General features: G+C 73.9%; 16 protein-coding genes. 6 read left to right on the top strand and 10 right to left on the bottom strand.

The window, feature by feature from the left end; all coding sequences use genetic code 11:
* The first annotated feature begins 26 nt into the window (after positions 1-26).
* Positions 27-1,430: a PepSY-associated TM helix domain-containing protein gene (locus ACFVVO_RS16930; RefSeq protein ID WP_390055624.1), complete on the top strand. Its 1,404-nt coding sequence runs from the start codon at positions 27-29 to the stop codon at positions 1,428-1,430.
* Between the two features lie 213 nt (positions 1,431-1,643).
* Here the strand turns inward: ACFVVO_RS16930 and ACFVVO_RS16925 are convergent, their stop codons facing one another.
* The 8 genes from ACFVVO_RS16925 to ACFVVO_RS16890 form a co-directional block, all read right to left on the bottom strand.
* Entirely contained in the window at positions 1,644-1,991 is a 348-nt protein-coding gene (locus ACFVVO_RS16925) for a tetratricopeptide repeat protein (RefSeq protein ID WP_390056248.1), read from the bottom strand.
* A 252-nt stretch (positions 1,992-2,243) separates the two neighbouring features.
* Positions 2,244-3,131, bottom strand: coding sequence for a universal stress protein (locus ACFVVO_RS16920; protein ID WP_390055622.1), 888 nt, complete (start codon positions 3,129-3,131; stop codon positions 2,244-2,246).
* 58 nt (positions 3,132-3,189) lie between these two features.
* Positions 3,190-3,486, bottom strand: a complete 297-nt coding sequence (locus tag ACFVVO_RS16915; RefSeq protein ID WP_143634692.1) for a hypothetical protein — start codon at positions 3,484-3,486, stop codon at positions 3,190-3,192.
* 108 nt (positions 3,487-3,594) lie between these two features.
* Entirely contained in the window at positions 3,595-4,464 is an 870-nt protein-coding gene (locus ACFVVO_RS16910; protein WP_390055620.1) for a carbohydrate ABC transporter permease, read from the bottom strand.
* On the bottom strand, positions 4,461-5,426 hold the full coding sequence (locus ACFVVO_RS16905; protein ID WP_390055618.1) for a carbohydrate ABC transporter permease: 966 nt from the start codon (positions 5,424-5,426) through the stop codon (positions 4,461-4,463). Before ACFVVO_RS16905 ends, ACFVVO_RS16910 begins: the two co-directional genes overlap by 4 nt.
* Positions 5,420-6,769 (bottom strand): ABC transporter substrate-binding protein, encoded by a 1,350-nt coding sequence (locus ACFVVO_RS16900; protein ID WP_390055616.1) that lies wholly within the window; start codon positions 6,767-6,769, stop codon positions 5,420-5,422. The genes ACFVVO_RS16905 and ACFVVO_RS16900 overlap by 7 nt, the downstream gene beginning before the upstream one ends.
* Complete coding sequence (locus ACFVVO_RS16895) at positions 6,766-7,746, bottom strand: GNAT family N-acetyltransferase (protein WP_390055614.1); 981 nt, start codon at positions 7,744-7,746, stop codon at positions 6,766-6,768. Before ACFVVO_RS16895 ends, ACFVVO_RS16900 begins: the two co-directional genes overlap by 4 nt.
* A gap of 22 nt (positions 7,747-7,768) precedes the next feature.
* On the bottom strand, positions 7,769-8,965 hold the full coding sequence (locus ACFVVO_RS16890) for an exo-beta-N-acetylmuramidase NamZ domain-containing protein (protein ID WP_390055612.1): 1,197 nt from the start codon (positions 8,963-8,965) through the stop codon (positions 7,769-7,771).
* Positions 8,966-9,173: 208 nt separating this feature from the next.
* Here ACFVVO_RS16890 and ACFVVO_RS16885 point away from each other — a divergent pair, with 208 nt between their 5' ends.
* Positions 9,174-9,548: a sensor histidine kinase gene (locus tag ACFVVO_RS16885; protein ID WP_390055610.1), complete on the top strand. Its 375-nt coding sequence runs from the start codon at positions 9,174-9,176 to the stop codon at positions 9,546-9,548.
* 323 nt (positions 9,549-9,871) lie between these two features.
* Entirely contained in the window at positions 9,872-10,732 is an 861-nt protein-coding gene (locus tag ACFVVO_RS16880) for a universal stress protein (RefSeq protein WP_390055609.1), read from the top strand.
* An 83-nt stretch (positions 10,733-10,815) separates the two neighbouring features.
* Here ACFVVO_RS16880 and ACFVVO_RS16875 read toward each other — a convergent pair whose 3' ends face one another.
* The gene (locus ACFVVO_RS16875) at positions 10,816-11,358 is read right to left on the bottom strand and encodes a pyridoxamine 5'-phosphate oxidase family protein (RefSeq protein WP_390055607.1); all 543 of its coding nucleotides are present in this window, start codon (positions 11,356-11,358) and stop codon (positions 10,816-10,818) included.
* A 402-nt stretch (positions 11,359-11,760) separates the two neighbouring features.
* On the opposite strand from ACFVVO_RS16875, the gene ACFVVO_RS16870 reads away from it, so the two are divergent.
* The 3 genes from ACFVVO_RS16870 to ACFVVO_RS16860 all read left to right on the top strand — a co-directional run bounded on the left by ACFVVO_RS16870 (position 11,761) and on the right by ACFVVO_RS16860 (position 13,590).
* Entirely contained in the window at positions 11,761-12,453 is a 693-nt protein-coding gene (locus ACFVVO_RS16870; protein WP_390055606.1) for a response regulator, read from the top strand.
* A 138-nt stretch (positions 12,454-12,591) separates the two neighbouring features.
* Positions 12,592-13,224 (top strand): hypothetical protein, encoded by a 633-nt coding sequence (locus tag ACFVVO_RS16865; RefSeq protein ID WP_390055604.1) that lies wholly within the window; start codon positions 12,592-12,594, stop codon positions 13,222-13,224.
* A 135-nt stretch (positions 13,225-13,359) separates the two neighbouring features.
* Entirely contained in the window at positions 13,360-13,590 is a 231-nt protein-coding gene (locus ACFVVO_RS16860; RefSeq protein ID WP_390056246.1) for a universal stress protein, read from the top strand.
* Between the two features lie 46 nt (positions 13,591-13,636).
* Here the strand turns inward: ACFVVO_RS16860 and ACFVVO_RS16855 are convergent.
* Positions 13,637-14,056, bottom strand: a 420-nt coding sequence (locus ACFVVO_RS16855; protein ID WP_390055602.1) for a C40 family peptidase, incomplete at its 5' end; no start/stop codon positions are given.

The following is a 14,056-nucleotide window of genomic DNA, read 5'->3' as shown; positions in this document are numbered from 1 at the left end:
ACCCGCCCCCCGAAAGAAGCCCGCCGATGTCCACCGCTCCCTCGCCCACCAGGGACGAGGCCCGCAACCCGGCCCCCGTCCCTGGCCGCTGGGCCCCGCTGCGTCCGCTCGTCCTGCGTCTGCACTTCTACGCCGGACTGCTCGTCGCCCCGTTCCTGCTGGTCGCCGCCGTCACCGGGCTGCTCTACGCGGGCTCCTTCCAGGCCGAGGAGATCATGTACCGCCATGAGCTGACGGTGCCGGCCGGCGAGCGGGAACTGCCCGTCTCCGCCCAGGTCGCCGCCGCCCGCGAGGCCCACCCCGAGGGCGCCGTCGCGGCGGTACGGCCCGCACCCGAGGCCGGATCGACCACCCGGGTGCTGCTCTCCGGCGTCAAGGGCGTGGATCCCGACCACACCCTCGCCGTGTTCGTGAACCCGTACACCGGCGAGATCCGCGGAGCGCTCGAACAGTACGGCTCGACCGGCGCCCTGCCGCTGCGCACCTGGATCGACGAACTCCACCGCGACCTGCACCTCGGCGCCACCGGCCGGCTCTACAGCGAACTCGCGGCAAGCTGGCTGTGGGTGATCGCGGGCGGCGGACTGGTGCTGTGGTTCTCCCGGCGGCGGGCGCTGCGCAGGCTGCGCGGCACCGGCGGCCGGCGCCGCACCCTCGGCCTGCACGGCACGGTCGGCGCATGGACCGCCGCCGGGTTCCTGTTCCTGTCGGCGACCGGCCTGACCTGGTCGACCTACGCCGGCGGCCACATCGGCGACCTGCGCACCTCGCTCGGCCAGGCGACGCCCACGCTGTCGGCGGCCGTGAGCGGCGGCGAGCACGCGGGCCACGGCGCGGCGACCGGCGCCGGCGGCACGGCGGAGCACGGCGTGGGCCTGGACCGGGTGCTCGCGGCGGCCCGGGCCGAGGGCCTGAGCGACCCGGTGGAGATCGTCCCGCCCGCCGACGCCGGCAGCGCGTACGTCGTCAAGCAGGTGCGGCGCGGCTGGCCCGAGAAGCAGGACTCCGTCGCCGTCGACCCCGCCACCGGCGAGGTCACCGACGAACTGCGCTTCGCCGACTACCCGGTGCTCGCCAAGCTGACCCGCTGGGGCATCGACCTGCACACCGGCGTCCTGTTCGGACTCGCCAACCAGCTCGCCCTCGCGCTGCTCGCCGTCGCCCTGATCCTGCTGATCGGGTGGGGCTACCGCATGTGGTGGCAGCGGGGTCGGGGCTCCGCCTTCGGCCGCCCGGTCCCGCGCGGCGCCTGGGGCCAGGTGTCGCCGTACGTCCTCGTACCGGCGCTGGCCGCGATCGCCGTCCTCGGCTACTTCGTGCCGCTGCTCGGCATCCCACTGGCCGCCTTCGTCGCCGTGGACGTGGTCCTCGGTGAGATCGCGCACCGACGTGGACGGCGCACGTACCGGAGCGCGCCCGGCGTGAGCTAGTGCTGTGGCCGGAAAGGTTCACCGGCTCGCGACGCCCTGCACGGCACCTCGCCGCGTTGTCGCATCACCCGGGTATATCCGGTACGCGGGTGATGCTCCGCCTTGCGAGGCACCGCACCGGACGCCGCGAGCTTCCCGGCAGACCTTCCCGGCCACAGCACTGGCGCGAAGGGCCCGGTTCCCGCACGGAACCGGGCCCATGGGCGGCGCCGTTCACTCCTCGGGGAAGTCGCCCGCGAGCGCCGCGGCGATCCGCAGATGCGGGGCCGCCTCGTCGTGCCGGGCCTGCCGCTGGAGCGTACGTCCCAGCATCAGCCGGGCGTAGTGCTCCACCGGGTCCCGCTCCACGATGATCCGCAGCTCGGCCTCCGCGCGGCGCAGCTGGGCCGAGTGGTAGTAGGCGCGGGCCAGCAGCAGCCGGGGCCCGGTCTGCTCCGGCACCTCCTCGATCAGCCCCGTCAGCATCCGCGCCGCGCCGGCGTAGTCCTCGGCGTCGAAGAACAACCGCGCGCGCTCCCAGCGCTCGGCCGGGGTGCCGTGGTCGTAGTACGTGGTCTCCACTCGCGTCTCCACTGATGACCTCCTCGGCGGCCACAACGGAACGCGATAGTTCAATATTCCACTATCTGTGATCCGCCGCCCGCCCGCGCGCGGCCCGGTGCGGGGGCGGGTGTCCCGCCACCGGACACCCGCCTCCTGCCGGATCCGGCATCCGGCCTCCTGCCGGACACCCGGCCGCCGGCCCGGCCGAGGTGGCCGCTCCCGCCATCGCCCGGGTGACAGGCGGTTGTGACGGGGCGCCGCGCACCACCGTCAGGGACGCGACCCCGCTCCCCGCACCACCGCCACCGGACAGTGCGCGTGGTGCAGCACGGCCTGGCTGACCGAGCCCAGCAGCAGGCCCGTGAAACCGCCCCGCCCGCGCGCGCCGACCACCAGCAACCGGGCGGAGCGGCTGGCCTCGATCAGCGCCTCCCGCGTGCCGCCGCGCACCACCTGATGCCGCACCGGCACGTCCGGATGCCGTTCCTGGCGGCCGGCGAGAGCCTCGGCGAGCAGCCGGTCCTCCTCCCCGGCCAGCGCGCCCGGCGGGTTCGCGTACGGCGCCGACGCGTCCTCCGGCGCGGGCAGCGGCGCGTTCCAGGTGGTCCAGGCGTGCAGACCCACCAGCTCGCTGCCCCGCAGCTCCGCCTCGGCGAAGGCGAAGTCCACGGCCGCCGCGCCCGCGGCCGAGCCGTCCACCCCCAGCACGACCGGGCCGTCGCCGCTCGGCTGCTCGCGCACCACGAGCACCGGGCAGTGGCCGTGCGCCGCCATGTGCACCGCCGTCGAACCGATCAGCAGGCCGACGAACCCGCCCATGCCCCGGGACCCGACGACCACCAGCTCCGCGTTCCGGGACTGCGCCTCCAGCACCGTCAGCGGTTCACCGGTCACCACCACGTGGTCGACGACGACCTCGGGTGCCGCCGCCCGGGCGCGCTCCACCGCCTCGGTCACCAGGCGGTCGACCATCTTCCGGACCCCGCCCTCCGACGGCCCCAACGGCGACGGACCCAGGGGTACGTGCATCGCGGGCCACAGGAACGCGTGCACCACCCGCAGCCCGGTCCCGGGCAGCCGTGCCTCCCGCGCCGCGGTGTCCACGGCGGCGAGGCTGGAGGCCGACCCGTCGGCACCGACGATCACCGGACCACTCATCGCCAGGTCTCCTCAATGTGGCGGACACCCGCGCGGGCGGCGCGGTCCCCGTCGCCGCTCAGGGGCGTGCCCACTGCCGGTCGTAGCGCGGGACCGTGGCGCCGCCGCCCGCCCGGACGGCCTCGACCACCGCCTGGTGCAGGTCCCGGCTCTCGGGCTGCGAGGAGCAGGGCACCGGACTACCGGTCAGCGTGTACCACAGGGAGGTGCCGGTGTACTGGACCTGTACGACGGCCTGCCTGGCGTCCCACGTGGTGTGCACGGTCAGATCGCCGGTGACGATCCCGGCCTCGTCGGTACGGACGCCTCCCGGCCCCGTGAAGACGCCCTGCGTCGTCCAAGATGTCTGGACCATGATTCCGGCCTCCCTCGTGAACGCGGGCGCGGCTCTTCCCTCGGCGGCCCGCCTCCGCACGGATCCAGTGTGTGCCCACTCCCGGCGGACGTCCTGTCGGGAGGCCCGTCACTTGAGGCCGCTGAGCATGACCCCGCGGATGTAGTACTTCTGCAGCAGCAGGAAGACGATCAGCACCGGCAGGATGCTCAGCACCAGGCCGGCCATGACGATGGGCATCGTGCGGGACGGGTCCACGTAGTCCTGCAGGAGCTGGATGCCGACGGGCAGGGTCATCACGTCCGGGTCGGCGGTCGAGACGAGCAGCGCCCAGATGTACTCGTTCCAGGCGTCCACGAAGGTCAGCAGCCCGAGCGTCACCACGACCGGCTTGGTCTGCGGCACCACGATCCGCCACCACACCGCGAACTCGCCGGCCCCGTCGATGCGTGCGGCCTCCAGCACCTCGTCCGGGATCGAGACCATGAACTGGCGCATCAGGAAGATCCCGAAGCCGTTGACGAGGAACGGCATGGTGAGCGCCACGATGCTGACGGTCAGGCCCGCCCCGCCGCGCCCGAACAGGTCGTTGCCGCCCGCCAGCGGCCAGTGCACCAGGATCAGGAAGTGCGGGATGAAGAAGAGGAACGGCGGGAACATCATCGTCGACAGCACGAGGCGGAAGACGAAGTCCCGGCCGGGAAAGCGGAGTTTGGCGAGCGCGTACCCGGCGAGCGACGAGGTGACCAGCACAGATCCGGTGATCACGGCGGTGGCGACGACGCTGTTGCGGAAGAGCACCGGCAGGTCGAGCTGCTCGACGGCCGCCCGGTAGTTGGACAGGTCGAACGCCTTCGGCAGGAACCGGTACGGCAGTGTGCCGGACTCGCCGGGTCCCTTGAAGGACGTCATCACCATGTCGAGGAACGGCACCATGGTGAGCACGGCGCCGCTCACCACCAGCAGATACGACAGCCACGGGAAACGGCGGCGGATCACGCGTCCTCCCCTTTGCGCCGGAAGAGCAGCAACTGCAGCAGGGTGACCGCGAGGACCACCAGGAACAGCACGAAGGCGGCGGCGCTCGCGATGCCCCAGTCGCCGTAGCTGAAGGCCTGCCGGTACATCTCCAGCGCGGCGACGGCGGTCGCGTCGCCCGGGCCGCCCTTCGTCATCACGATGATCAGCGCGAACGACTGCAGACCGGTCAGGAACTGGGTCACGCAGACGAACAGCAGGGACGGCCGCAGCAGCGGCAGGGTGATCCGGAGGAAGACGGTGACGGGCCCGGCGCCGTCGAGCGCGGCGGCCTCGTGGTACGACCCGGGGATGGACTTCAGACCGGCGGTCAGGACGAGGATCGCGGTGCCGACCGAGGCCCAGGCCTGGACGACCACGACCGAGGGCAGCGCGGTGCCGGGGTCCTGCAGGAACGCCACCGAGCCGATCCCGAGGGCGTTGAGTACACCGTTGACCAGCCCGCCCGGCTCGTACATGTACTTCCACACGTTGCCGACGGCGACGACGGTCGTGACGATCGGCAGGAAGTACAGGGTGCGCCACAGCCCCTGGAACCGCAGCTTGTCGATGCAGGTGGCGACGAGCACGGAACCGGTGAGCGCGAGCGCCACGGTGCCCAGCGCGTACAGCAGCGTGTTGGTGAGGACCGGCGTCAGGAACGTCGATCCGTCCGCGAAGAGGCCGGCGAAGTTGTCCACACCGACCGGTTCGATGTCGCCGAGGTCGAACCCGGTCCAGCGGGACATCGACAGCAGCAGCGCGAAACCGAGCGGCAGGAACAGGAAGACCGCGAAGAACAGCAGCGTCGGCGCCAGGAAGAGATAGGCGACGGCGGTCTGGCGGCGCCGGGCCCGCCCGCGGTGTCCGGCAGCGGTGGGTCCGGCGTGCCGGGTGTCCCGATCCGCCTGCCCGGCCGTCTCCGGCGCCAGCGTGTTCACCATGAGCGCGACACCTCCTGGTCGACCTGCCGGCGGGTGGTGCGCAGCGCCTCGTCGACCGACCGCTGACCGGTCCACAGCGCCTCGATGTTCTTGCGCAGCAGCGACTTGGCCTGCTGCGCGCCCGGCACGTTCGGCTCGGGCACCGCGTATGCCAGCGCCTCCAGGAACGGGCGCAGATTCGGATCGCCGCCCCCGCTCAGCAGGGTCCGCATGTCGTCGGCGCGGCCGGTCAGGGAGCCGACCGACACCTGCAGGGCGCTCATCCGAGTCGCCGCCGCACCCCTCCCGGCGCCCCGCACGCCCACCTTCTCGGTGTTGAGCCAGCGCAGGAACTCCCAGGCCTCGCGCGGGTGTTCGCTGGCCGCGTTGACGCCCAGCATGAAGCCGGTGGAGAGAGTGGCGCGCCTGCCGTCCGCCTCGGGCACCGGCACGGGCGCGACGCCGACGTCCCGGTAGCCGGCGCCCATCAGCTCCTTCAGGCTCCCGGTCCACCAGCCGGCGCTGATCACCATGGCCACCTGCCCGGACGGGAACGCCTTGTAGACGTTGACTCCGGGCGCGCTGGCGCCCGTGACGACGAGCCGCTGCTCCAGGCCGAACACGGCCCGGCCGGCCGCCGAGTCGATGGCGGTGCTCCGGCCGTCCGCGGAGACGAACCTGCCGCCGGCGGAGTTGAGCAGGGCGAGGGTCTGGCCGACGGTGGTGGAGTCGTCGTAGGTCGACAGGCCGAACCCCTGCACCAGCGTGTTCCCGTACCGGTCCCGCCGGGCGGTGCGGCGGGCCGCCTCCTCCAGCTCCCGCCAGGTGCCCGGCGGTCCGCCGAGGCCGGCCGCGCGCAGCAGCCGCTTGTTGTAGTAGAGCGCGTAGGTCTGCACCTCGGTGGGATAGCCGTAGACCTCGCCGCCCACCGACGCCGCGCGGACCGCCGCCTCGCCGTAGCCGCGTCCGATCTCCTCGGCGTGTTCGGGCGGTGCGGGCCGCAGGACGCCGGCCCGGACGAGCTGGCCGTTCCACAGGCAGTACGGGTGGAGGATGTCGGCGCCCTGGCCCGCGGCCTGCCGGACCATGAACGTGGTCAGCAGGTCCGTGAACTCCACCGCCTTGGTGCGCACCTTGACCCGGTCGTGCGTGGCGTTCCACTCGTCGACCGGGCCCTGCAGGGCCTGCTTCAGCTCCCCGCTCGCGTAGTGGGAGAGCAGGGTGAGCTCGATCGGGTCCCCGGGCCGGCCGGTGCCCCGGTGCGGGGCGGCGCACCCGGAGGCGAGCAGCGCCGAGGGGAGCGCGAGGGCGAAGTGGCGGCGGCTCAGCCCGCCCGCTGCCCCGGGGCGGCGGGCCGGTCTCATCGGGCGGCCTCCCGGCGCAGCACCCGGAACACGCGGGTGCCGCTGAAGCCGGCCTTGCGGTACAGATGGCCCGCCGGGGACCTGGCGCCGGTCCACAGGAACCACGCGGAGTGCGCGCGGCGCGCCCGCATCCGCTCCAGGACCAGGTGCAGCAGCACCTCGCCGAGTCCGGTGCCGCGCATCTCCTCCCGGACACCGATCGGGCCGAAGCGCTCGTCCACCGCGTCGAACGCCCCGTGCATCGCCCAGCCGGACATGCGCCCGGCGGGGTCCCGGGCGACGACGATCCGGTCGAGCGGCGTGCCCGCGGTCAGACACGCCCGGATCGTGCACGCCCAGTCCGGGCCGAAGTGGCCGCCGGCGAGCGCGAGGAGGTCCACCAGGTCGTCGTCGGACGGAGTGGTGAACCGGTGGCCGCGGGCGGTCAGTTCGCCCAGCCGGCGCGCGACGTCGTCGGGGAGGCGGTAGCCGACCAGGCCGCGGTGCATCGCCGTCGCCTCGTACAGCGTGCGGAACCCCAGGGATTCGAGCAGCGCGGCGGCCCGTGGATAGGCCTCGGCGTCCAGGCCGGGGAGGACGTAGTCGGGGGTGTACGAGGAGAAGTCCACCCGGGTGCGGCCGTGGCCGTGCAGCCAGTCCAGGGCGTCGGTCAGCAGCCGGCGGCCCAGGCCGCGCCCATGGGCGGCCGGGTCGATGAAGAAGAAAGGGATCCAGCCCTGCTCCGGCTCCAGATCGGTGCCGGCCAGCGGCGTCAGCCGGCGCACCGCGTAGGCGGCGCCCACGACACGGCCGCCGTCGACGGCGACCCGGAGCCCCTCCGGATCGAAGTTGGGGTCGAGCAGTACCAGGGAGCGGAAGCGGTCCGCGGTGATGGCGTCGGCGGGCGCGCTCCGGCGCCACGTCTCCACCAGCGGTGGTCCGTCACCGGCGCGGAAGCCCCGGATCGCGGTCCGTGAGGTCGTCGTGAGATCGGTCATCGCGGGGGCGTCCTTCCCGGTGTCAGGAGTAGAGCAGCACGTCGTCGCCGGCCCACCGGCCCGGCTCCGTCGGCGGATCGCACAGCGGCAGCGGGTCCTCGCCCGCGTCGACGGCGCGCCGCAGCCGGTCGGACCCCCACAGCAGGTCGATGAAGGGGCGGCGGCCGGTCCCCGGCGGACCGCCGTCCGGGTCACGCCAGGCGAAGTCGTCCGGGTACAGCCGGCGCAGCGTGGCGAGCATCGCGACGCCGGTGCGCACCGGAGCGAACGCCACGGGGTCGGTGAGGTGAAGCTGCACTCCGCGCAGTGTCCGTCCGGCGTGCTTGTTGAAGGCGGGCACGAACCGCAGATCACGGAAGCGCACGCCCGGCAGGGCGAGTTCGGCGAGCGCGGGCGCGAACCGCGCGTCGATGTACGGGGCCCCGACGATCTCGAACGGCTGCGTGGTGCCCCGGCCCTCCGAGAGGTTCGTGCCCTCGAACAGACAGGTGCCGGGATAGCAGGCGGCGGTCCGGGGGGTCGGGATGTTCGGCGACGGCGCGATCCACGGGAGCCCGGTGTCCTCCGCCCTCATGGCGCGCCGCCAGCCGGCCGCCTCGATCACCGTCAGGTGGGCCGCTCGGCCCGCCGCCCGTGGCACGGCCGAGACGTTGAGGAAGCGGGCCAGTTCACCGCAGGTCAGGCCGTGCCGGACGGGTACCGCCGCGCGCCCGACGAAGCCGGCCCACGCCGGGTCGAGCAGCGGACCCTCGCTGACGGTTCCGCCGAGGGGGTTGGGCCGGTCGGCGACCACGAACCGCACGCCCGTACGGGCCGCCGAGACCATCAGGTCGAACATGGTCCAGACATAGGTGTAGAACCTGGCCCCGATGTCCTGCAGGTCGTACACCAGGGCGTCCACGCGGCTGTCGCGCAGCAGTTCGTCGAGGCGTTCGCCCTCGCACCGGTAGGTGTCGTGGACCGGCAGTCCGGTGTCGGCGTCCTTGCCCGCGGCCTCGCTCTCGCCGGCCTGGCCGGTCCCGTGCAGCCCGTGCTCGGGACCGAACAGGGCGGCCAGCCGCGCGCCCGACTCCAGCAGCGCGGGCGCGGCTGGACGCAGATCGGGCAGCACACCGGTGTGGTTGGTCACCAGCCCGAGCCGACCGGGCCCGGCGAGCCCGGGCGACGCGTGCAGCCGTGCGATCCCGGTCGTCACCGCGACGCGGTCGTCCGTGCTCATCCCTGGGCCCCGTCTGCCGGTGACATCTCGAAACGATTGCCCGAAATCTACTGGTATGGCATGGAAATTAGCAATGATCTGTCACCGGGTCGCGCCGTCCCGTCCAGCGGTCCCACGTAGCAGGCCGCGCTGTTCTGCGACCTGGCCGTTGGGTCATCCTGTCTCCCATGGTCGGAGGAGTGGACGGGGGCACCGGCATGGAGGAGCGGTGGCGGCGGAGCGCTCCGGCCCGGTTGCCCCGCTGCGCATGACCGGTCTGCTGGACACCGAAGTGCCCGACACGCACGCCGGCCACGCCCTCGCCGTGCTGCGCGAAGCCCTGTACAACACGGCCCGGCACGCCGGGGCCACCACGGTGGAAGTGACCGCCGAGGTCTCCGAACGGGCGCTGCGGCTGACCGTCGCCGACAACGGCCGCGGCATCGCCCCGGCCGTCACCCGCCGCAGCGGCCGCGCGAACCTGCGCGGCCGCGCCGAGGAACTCGGCGGCACCTTCGACGTCACCGGCCGCGACCCGGCCGGGACGCTGCTGGCGTGGACGGTGCCCCTGCCGGCCCGCGCCGGGACCGCCCAGAAGCGCTGACCCGCCCGCGCGGCATCGCGCGTCGGCGGCGGAGCGGGGACCGAACGTCCCCGCGGCGAGGGCCTGATGGCACCGCGACGGGCGCCGCGCGGGCACCCCGCAGCTGACGGAACGGGTGCGGCGGCGGTTCCGGGAGCAGGCCTCCGGGCGCTGTGACCCGCTCGTACATCCGCCCCGGCGGCCCGCGTTGCAGGCGGGGCCGCCGGGGTACCTGCACGTCCGGCGCCGGGGCCGCCCGGCCCGCACGGCGGGACCAGTGGCCCCCTCCGGCCTCGAGCGCCGCACCGCAAGACTCGAGTTCGCATCCGAGAAGGAGGTCGAGCATGCCCCGCACCATCACCGCCGGCGTGGACGGTTCCCCCGGCTCCCTGGCCGCGGCCGACTGGGCCGCCCAGGAGGCTGGGCGCCGGGACGTCCCGCTGCGTGTCGTCCATGCCGCCCGGCAGTCCGCGGAGGAGGACAGCGCGCTGACCGAGGCCGTGGCGCGGATCGCGCGCCGCCACCCGGACCTGTCCGTCGACAGCGACCGTGTCGCCGCCGAGCCGGTCTCCGCGCTGCTCACGGCGGCCGAGGACGCCGAGCTGGTCGTACTCGGCTCACCCGGTGCGGGCGGCGTCGGCGGCCTGCTGGGCGGGTCCGTAGCGCTCGCCGTCGTGGCACGGAGCCGGCGGCCCGTCGTCCTCGTCCCGGGCGGACACCGGCCGGACCATGACCGGCCGGACCATGACCGGCCCGGCGCTCCCGGCGCGACCGCGACCCCCGACGTCGTCGTGGGCCTGGAGCTGACGGACCCGCACGACGTGGTGCTTGAGTTCGCGTTCGACGCCGCCAACCGCCGCGCTGCGGGGCTGCGGGTGGTCCACGGCCGGCGGGAACCGGACGCCGACGACCGGGGCTGTGACGCCGGCGCCGTGCCGGGGGCCGAGATGACCGCGGTGACGGGCGGGCACATCCTGCCGGACGTACTGCGGCCCTGGCAGGAGAAGTTCCCCGGGGTCGAGGTCGCCGAGCAGGCCGTGATCGGCACGGCCGGGACCCATCTCGCCGAGGCCTCCGGTGACGCGGCCCTGGTCGTGGTCGGCCACGCCGGACGCCGGACGCCCCTCGGCGCCGCCGTCGGGCCGGTCACCCAGGCGCTGCTGCAGCAGGGCTCGGCACCGGTGGCGGTGGTCCCGCACGGCTGAGCCCATGTGGGAAGGGCCCGCCGGCTTCGGTCGCGGGCCCTTCCCACGTGTCCGGCGGACGGCCGGGGCGCCCTCAGACGTCCTCAGACGCCGTCCGCGTCTCCGGCGTGGCCGGCACCGGACGTGCCGCCGTCACCGGCGGTGAGAGGGTAGTCGGCCGTGAGCCGGATACCGGTGACCAGATCGGGGCCGATGCGCACGGCGTGGTCCATGGTGTGCCCCATCCAGGGCACCAGCAGCGCCTGGTAGCGGGCCAGTTCGGCGGGATCGGTCACCAGCCGGGCGTAACCGGTGGCCACCACGCTCCAGCCGAGGTGGGTGTCCGGGTCGATGACGTCGGCCTCGTAGGCGACGACGACACCGGCGCCGTCGGCCTCCTGGGCGCGCGCGGTCAGGGCCGCGCCGTCGTGGGTGCGGATGACGATGTCGCCGCCGTCCAGGACGTGGTTCACCGGGCGCACCGTCGGCAGCGCGTGCCGGGTGAAGACGATCCGGCCGAAGGGGACGCTGGCCAGCAGCCGCAGGGCCTCGTCGCGGTCCAGCTCGATGCTCCGGCGCGGCCCGGGAGAAAGGGAGGGGACCTTGCCGGTGGTCGTGGCGGGCTTCCGTGCGGTCTCGTTGGTCACTGCCGTGTGTCTCTGGTCGAGGGCCGGGAGGTGAACGGGCGGCCGTTCGCGGCGGGACGCCTGAGCGCACGCCGCGGACGGATGCCATCACCTCATTGGAATCGTGCGGGAACCTCTCACGCCAGGGCCGTTCGGCCCCCGTCCGCGCGGCGTGTGCCCTTGTGCAGTCAAGTGCTCGGCCCCTTATCGACCGCCGGTGGCGGCAACGGAGTTCCGCGCGGGCCGTCCCGGGCCCGGGGCCGTCGAGTCCCCCGGGCGGGCCGAAGGTCCCGCCGCCCCGGGCCGCCGGGTCACCGGGTGGCTGCCGTGTCCGGGCCGGGTGCGGGAGACTGGGGGAGGGCCGGGACCCTGCCGGTCCCGGCCCGCGACGACGAGGTACCCCGGAACAACAGGAGGCGATCGATGGCGGACAGCGAGCGGCCCGGCCCCGGCGACCCGATCCGGGTCTTCCTGATGGACGACCACGAGGTGGTACGGCGTGGCGTGCGCGACCTGCTGACCGACGAGCCGGACATCGAGGTCGTCGGCGAGGCCGGCACGGCGGAGCAGGCCCTGGTACGCGTCCCCGCGCTGCGTCCGCAGGTCGCGGTGCTGGATGTCCGGCTGCCCGACGGTGACGGTGTGAGCGTGTGCCGGGAGTTGCGCTCGCGCATGCCCGAGCTGGCCTGCCTCATGCTGACGTCCTTCGACGACGAGGAGGCCCTGCTGGACGCCATCATGGCGGGTGCCTCCGGTTACGTCCTCAAGCAGATCCAGGGCTCGGACCTGGTGTCCGCCGTACGCACCGTGGCCCGTGGTCAGTCCCTGCTCGACCCGAGCGCCACCGCCAGGCTGATGGCCCGGCTGCGCGGCGGTCAGGAGCCGGAGGAGGAGCCGGACGAGCTGCCCGGTCTGACCGACCGCGAACGGGAGATCCTGGCCCTGATCGGCGAGGGGTTGACGAACCGTCAGATCGGCCAGCGGCTGTACCTCGCCGAGAAGACGGTGAAGAACCACATCTCCCGGCTGCTCGCCAAACTCGGCGTGGAGCGTCGCGTCCAGGCCGCCGTGATCGCCACCCAGATCCAGGACAGGCGGGGGCGGGAGGGGCGCTGACCGTACAACGTCCCCCCAGGAGAGGGACGTTCGGCCCGCGGAGGGAGACCTTCGGCATCCGGCGCGGCGCCACGCACCCGGCCAGAGTGAGTGTCGTCAGGAAACGACGAGCCGGACATTCCCGAAGGGACCACCACCATGGCCGTGCACGAGCACTCTCACCGGAGCCCGGGCTTCCACCTGTCGGCCCTCCGCCGGCACTGGGCCCGCTCCCTCGCCGCCGGATCCGGCGTGTCGGCACGCGCCGTCCCGCACACCGCGCGGGAGTTCGCCCTGGCGTCGCTGCGGCTGCTGACCGGGTTCGTGTTCCTGTGGGCGTTCCTGGACAAGGTCTTCGGGCTCGGTTACGCCACCGCCTCCGGGAAGGGCTGGATCGACGGCGGGTCCCCGACGAAGGGGTTCCTGAGTTCCGTGGCCGCCGGGCCGATGGAGTCGACGTTCCACGCGTGGGCCGGGGCCGGCTGGGCGGACTGGCTGTTCATGGTCGGTCTGCTGGGCATCGGGGCGGCCGTCGTCGCGGGAGTGGCGCTGCGGCCGGCCGCGCTGGCGGGGACGGCGATGATGGCGCTGATGTGGCTGGCCGAGTGGCCGCCGGCCAAGCAACTGTCGGACGGGTCGCCGAGCATGTCGACCAACCCGTTCGCCGACTACCACGTGATCTACGCCGTGGCACTGATCGCCGTGGCGGCCGCCGGCGCGGGCACCACCTGGGGTCTGGGCCGGCTGTGGGCCCGGCTCCCCGTCGTCCGCGATCACGCCTGGCTGCGCTGACTCCCACGCCGGGACGGCTCCCCAGCGGGACCGCCCCGGCGACCGGCCACCAGGGCCCATCGGCCCGCCCGAGGGACCGGCGGCCCGCCCGAGGGACCGGCGGCCCCTGCCACGACAGACCCCCCGCGGACAACGCTGGACTCGGGACCGAAGGGTCCCCGATCCGGGAAGTGGATCGTCGAGGTCCTGCGGACGGTCGTACGGGAGAAGCCGGGCACCGCGCTGGTGCGGGCCGCGTTCGGCGCGAGCCTGCTCGTCGTGGGCCGCCACCTCACCGGCCGGCCGGCGATCGTGCGTACGGGCCCCGTCACCCTCGCCGCGATACGCCATGTCGGCTGCCCCGTGGCCGTCGTACCGCACCACTGAGCGGCCGGCCGGCCACATGGACGCCGCCGGTCATCGGGTGAGGGGGTCAGACCCGGACGCCGAACATGAACGGTCCGCCGATGGTGTCCATCGACTCGTACCGTACGACCGTGCCGGTGCGAGGGGCGTGCAGCACCTGGCCGTTGCCGGCGTAGAGGCCGACGTGGTGCAGGTCGTTGAAGAAGAAGACCAGGTCGCCGACCTGGAGCTGGCCGCGGGTGAGGCGGGTGCCGATGCCGGACTGGGCCTCGGAGGTGCGGGGTATGGAGACGCCGGCCTGGGCGTAGGCCCAGGAGGTCAGGCCCGAGCAGTCGTAGGAGGAGGGGCCGGTCGCGCCGTAGACGTAGGGCGTGCCTATCTTGCTCTGCGCTGCGGAGAAGGCCGCGGCGGCCCGGCCGGAGGCGGAGGAGTCGTTGCCGAGGTCCACCCGGTCGCTGGAGGAGCGGTTGGCGCGCTGCTGCTCGGC

Origin of the sequence: Streptomyces sp. NPDC058145, assembly GCF_042884245.1 — a bacterium.
In the GTDB taxonomy this organism is placed as follows: Bacteria; Actinomycetota; Actinomycetes; order Streptomycetales; family Streptomycetaceae; genus Streptomyces.
The sequence above is the reverse complement of the archived record's forward strand: the minus strand, read 5'-3'. Positions and strand labels throughout refer to the sequence as shown.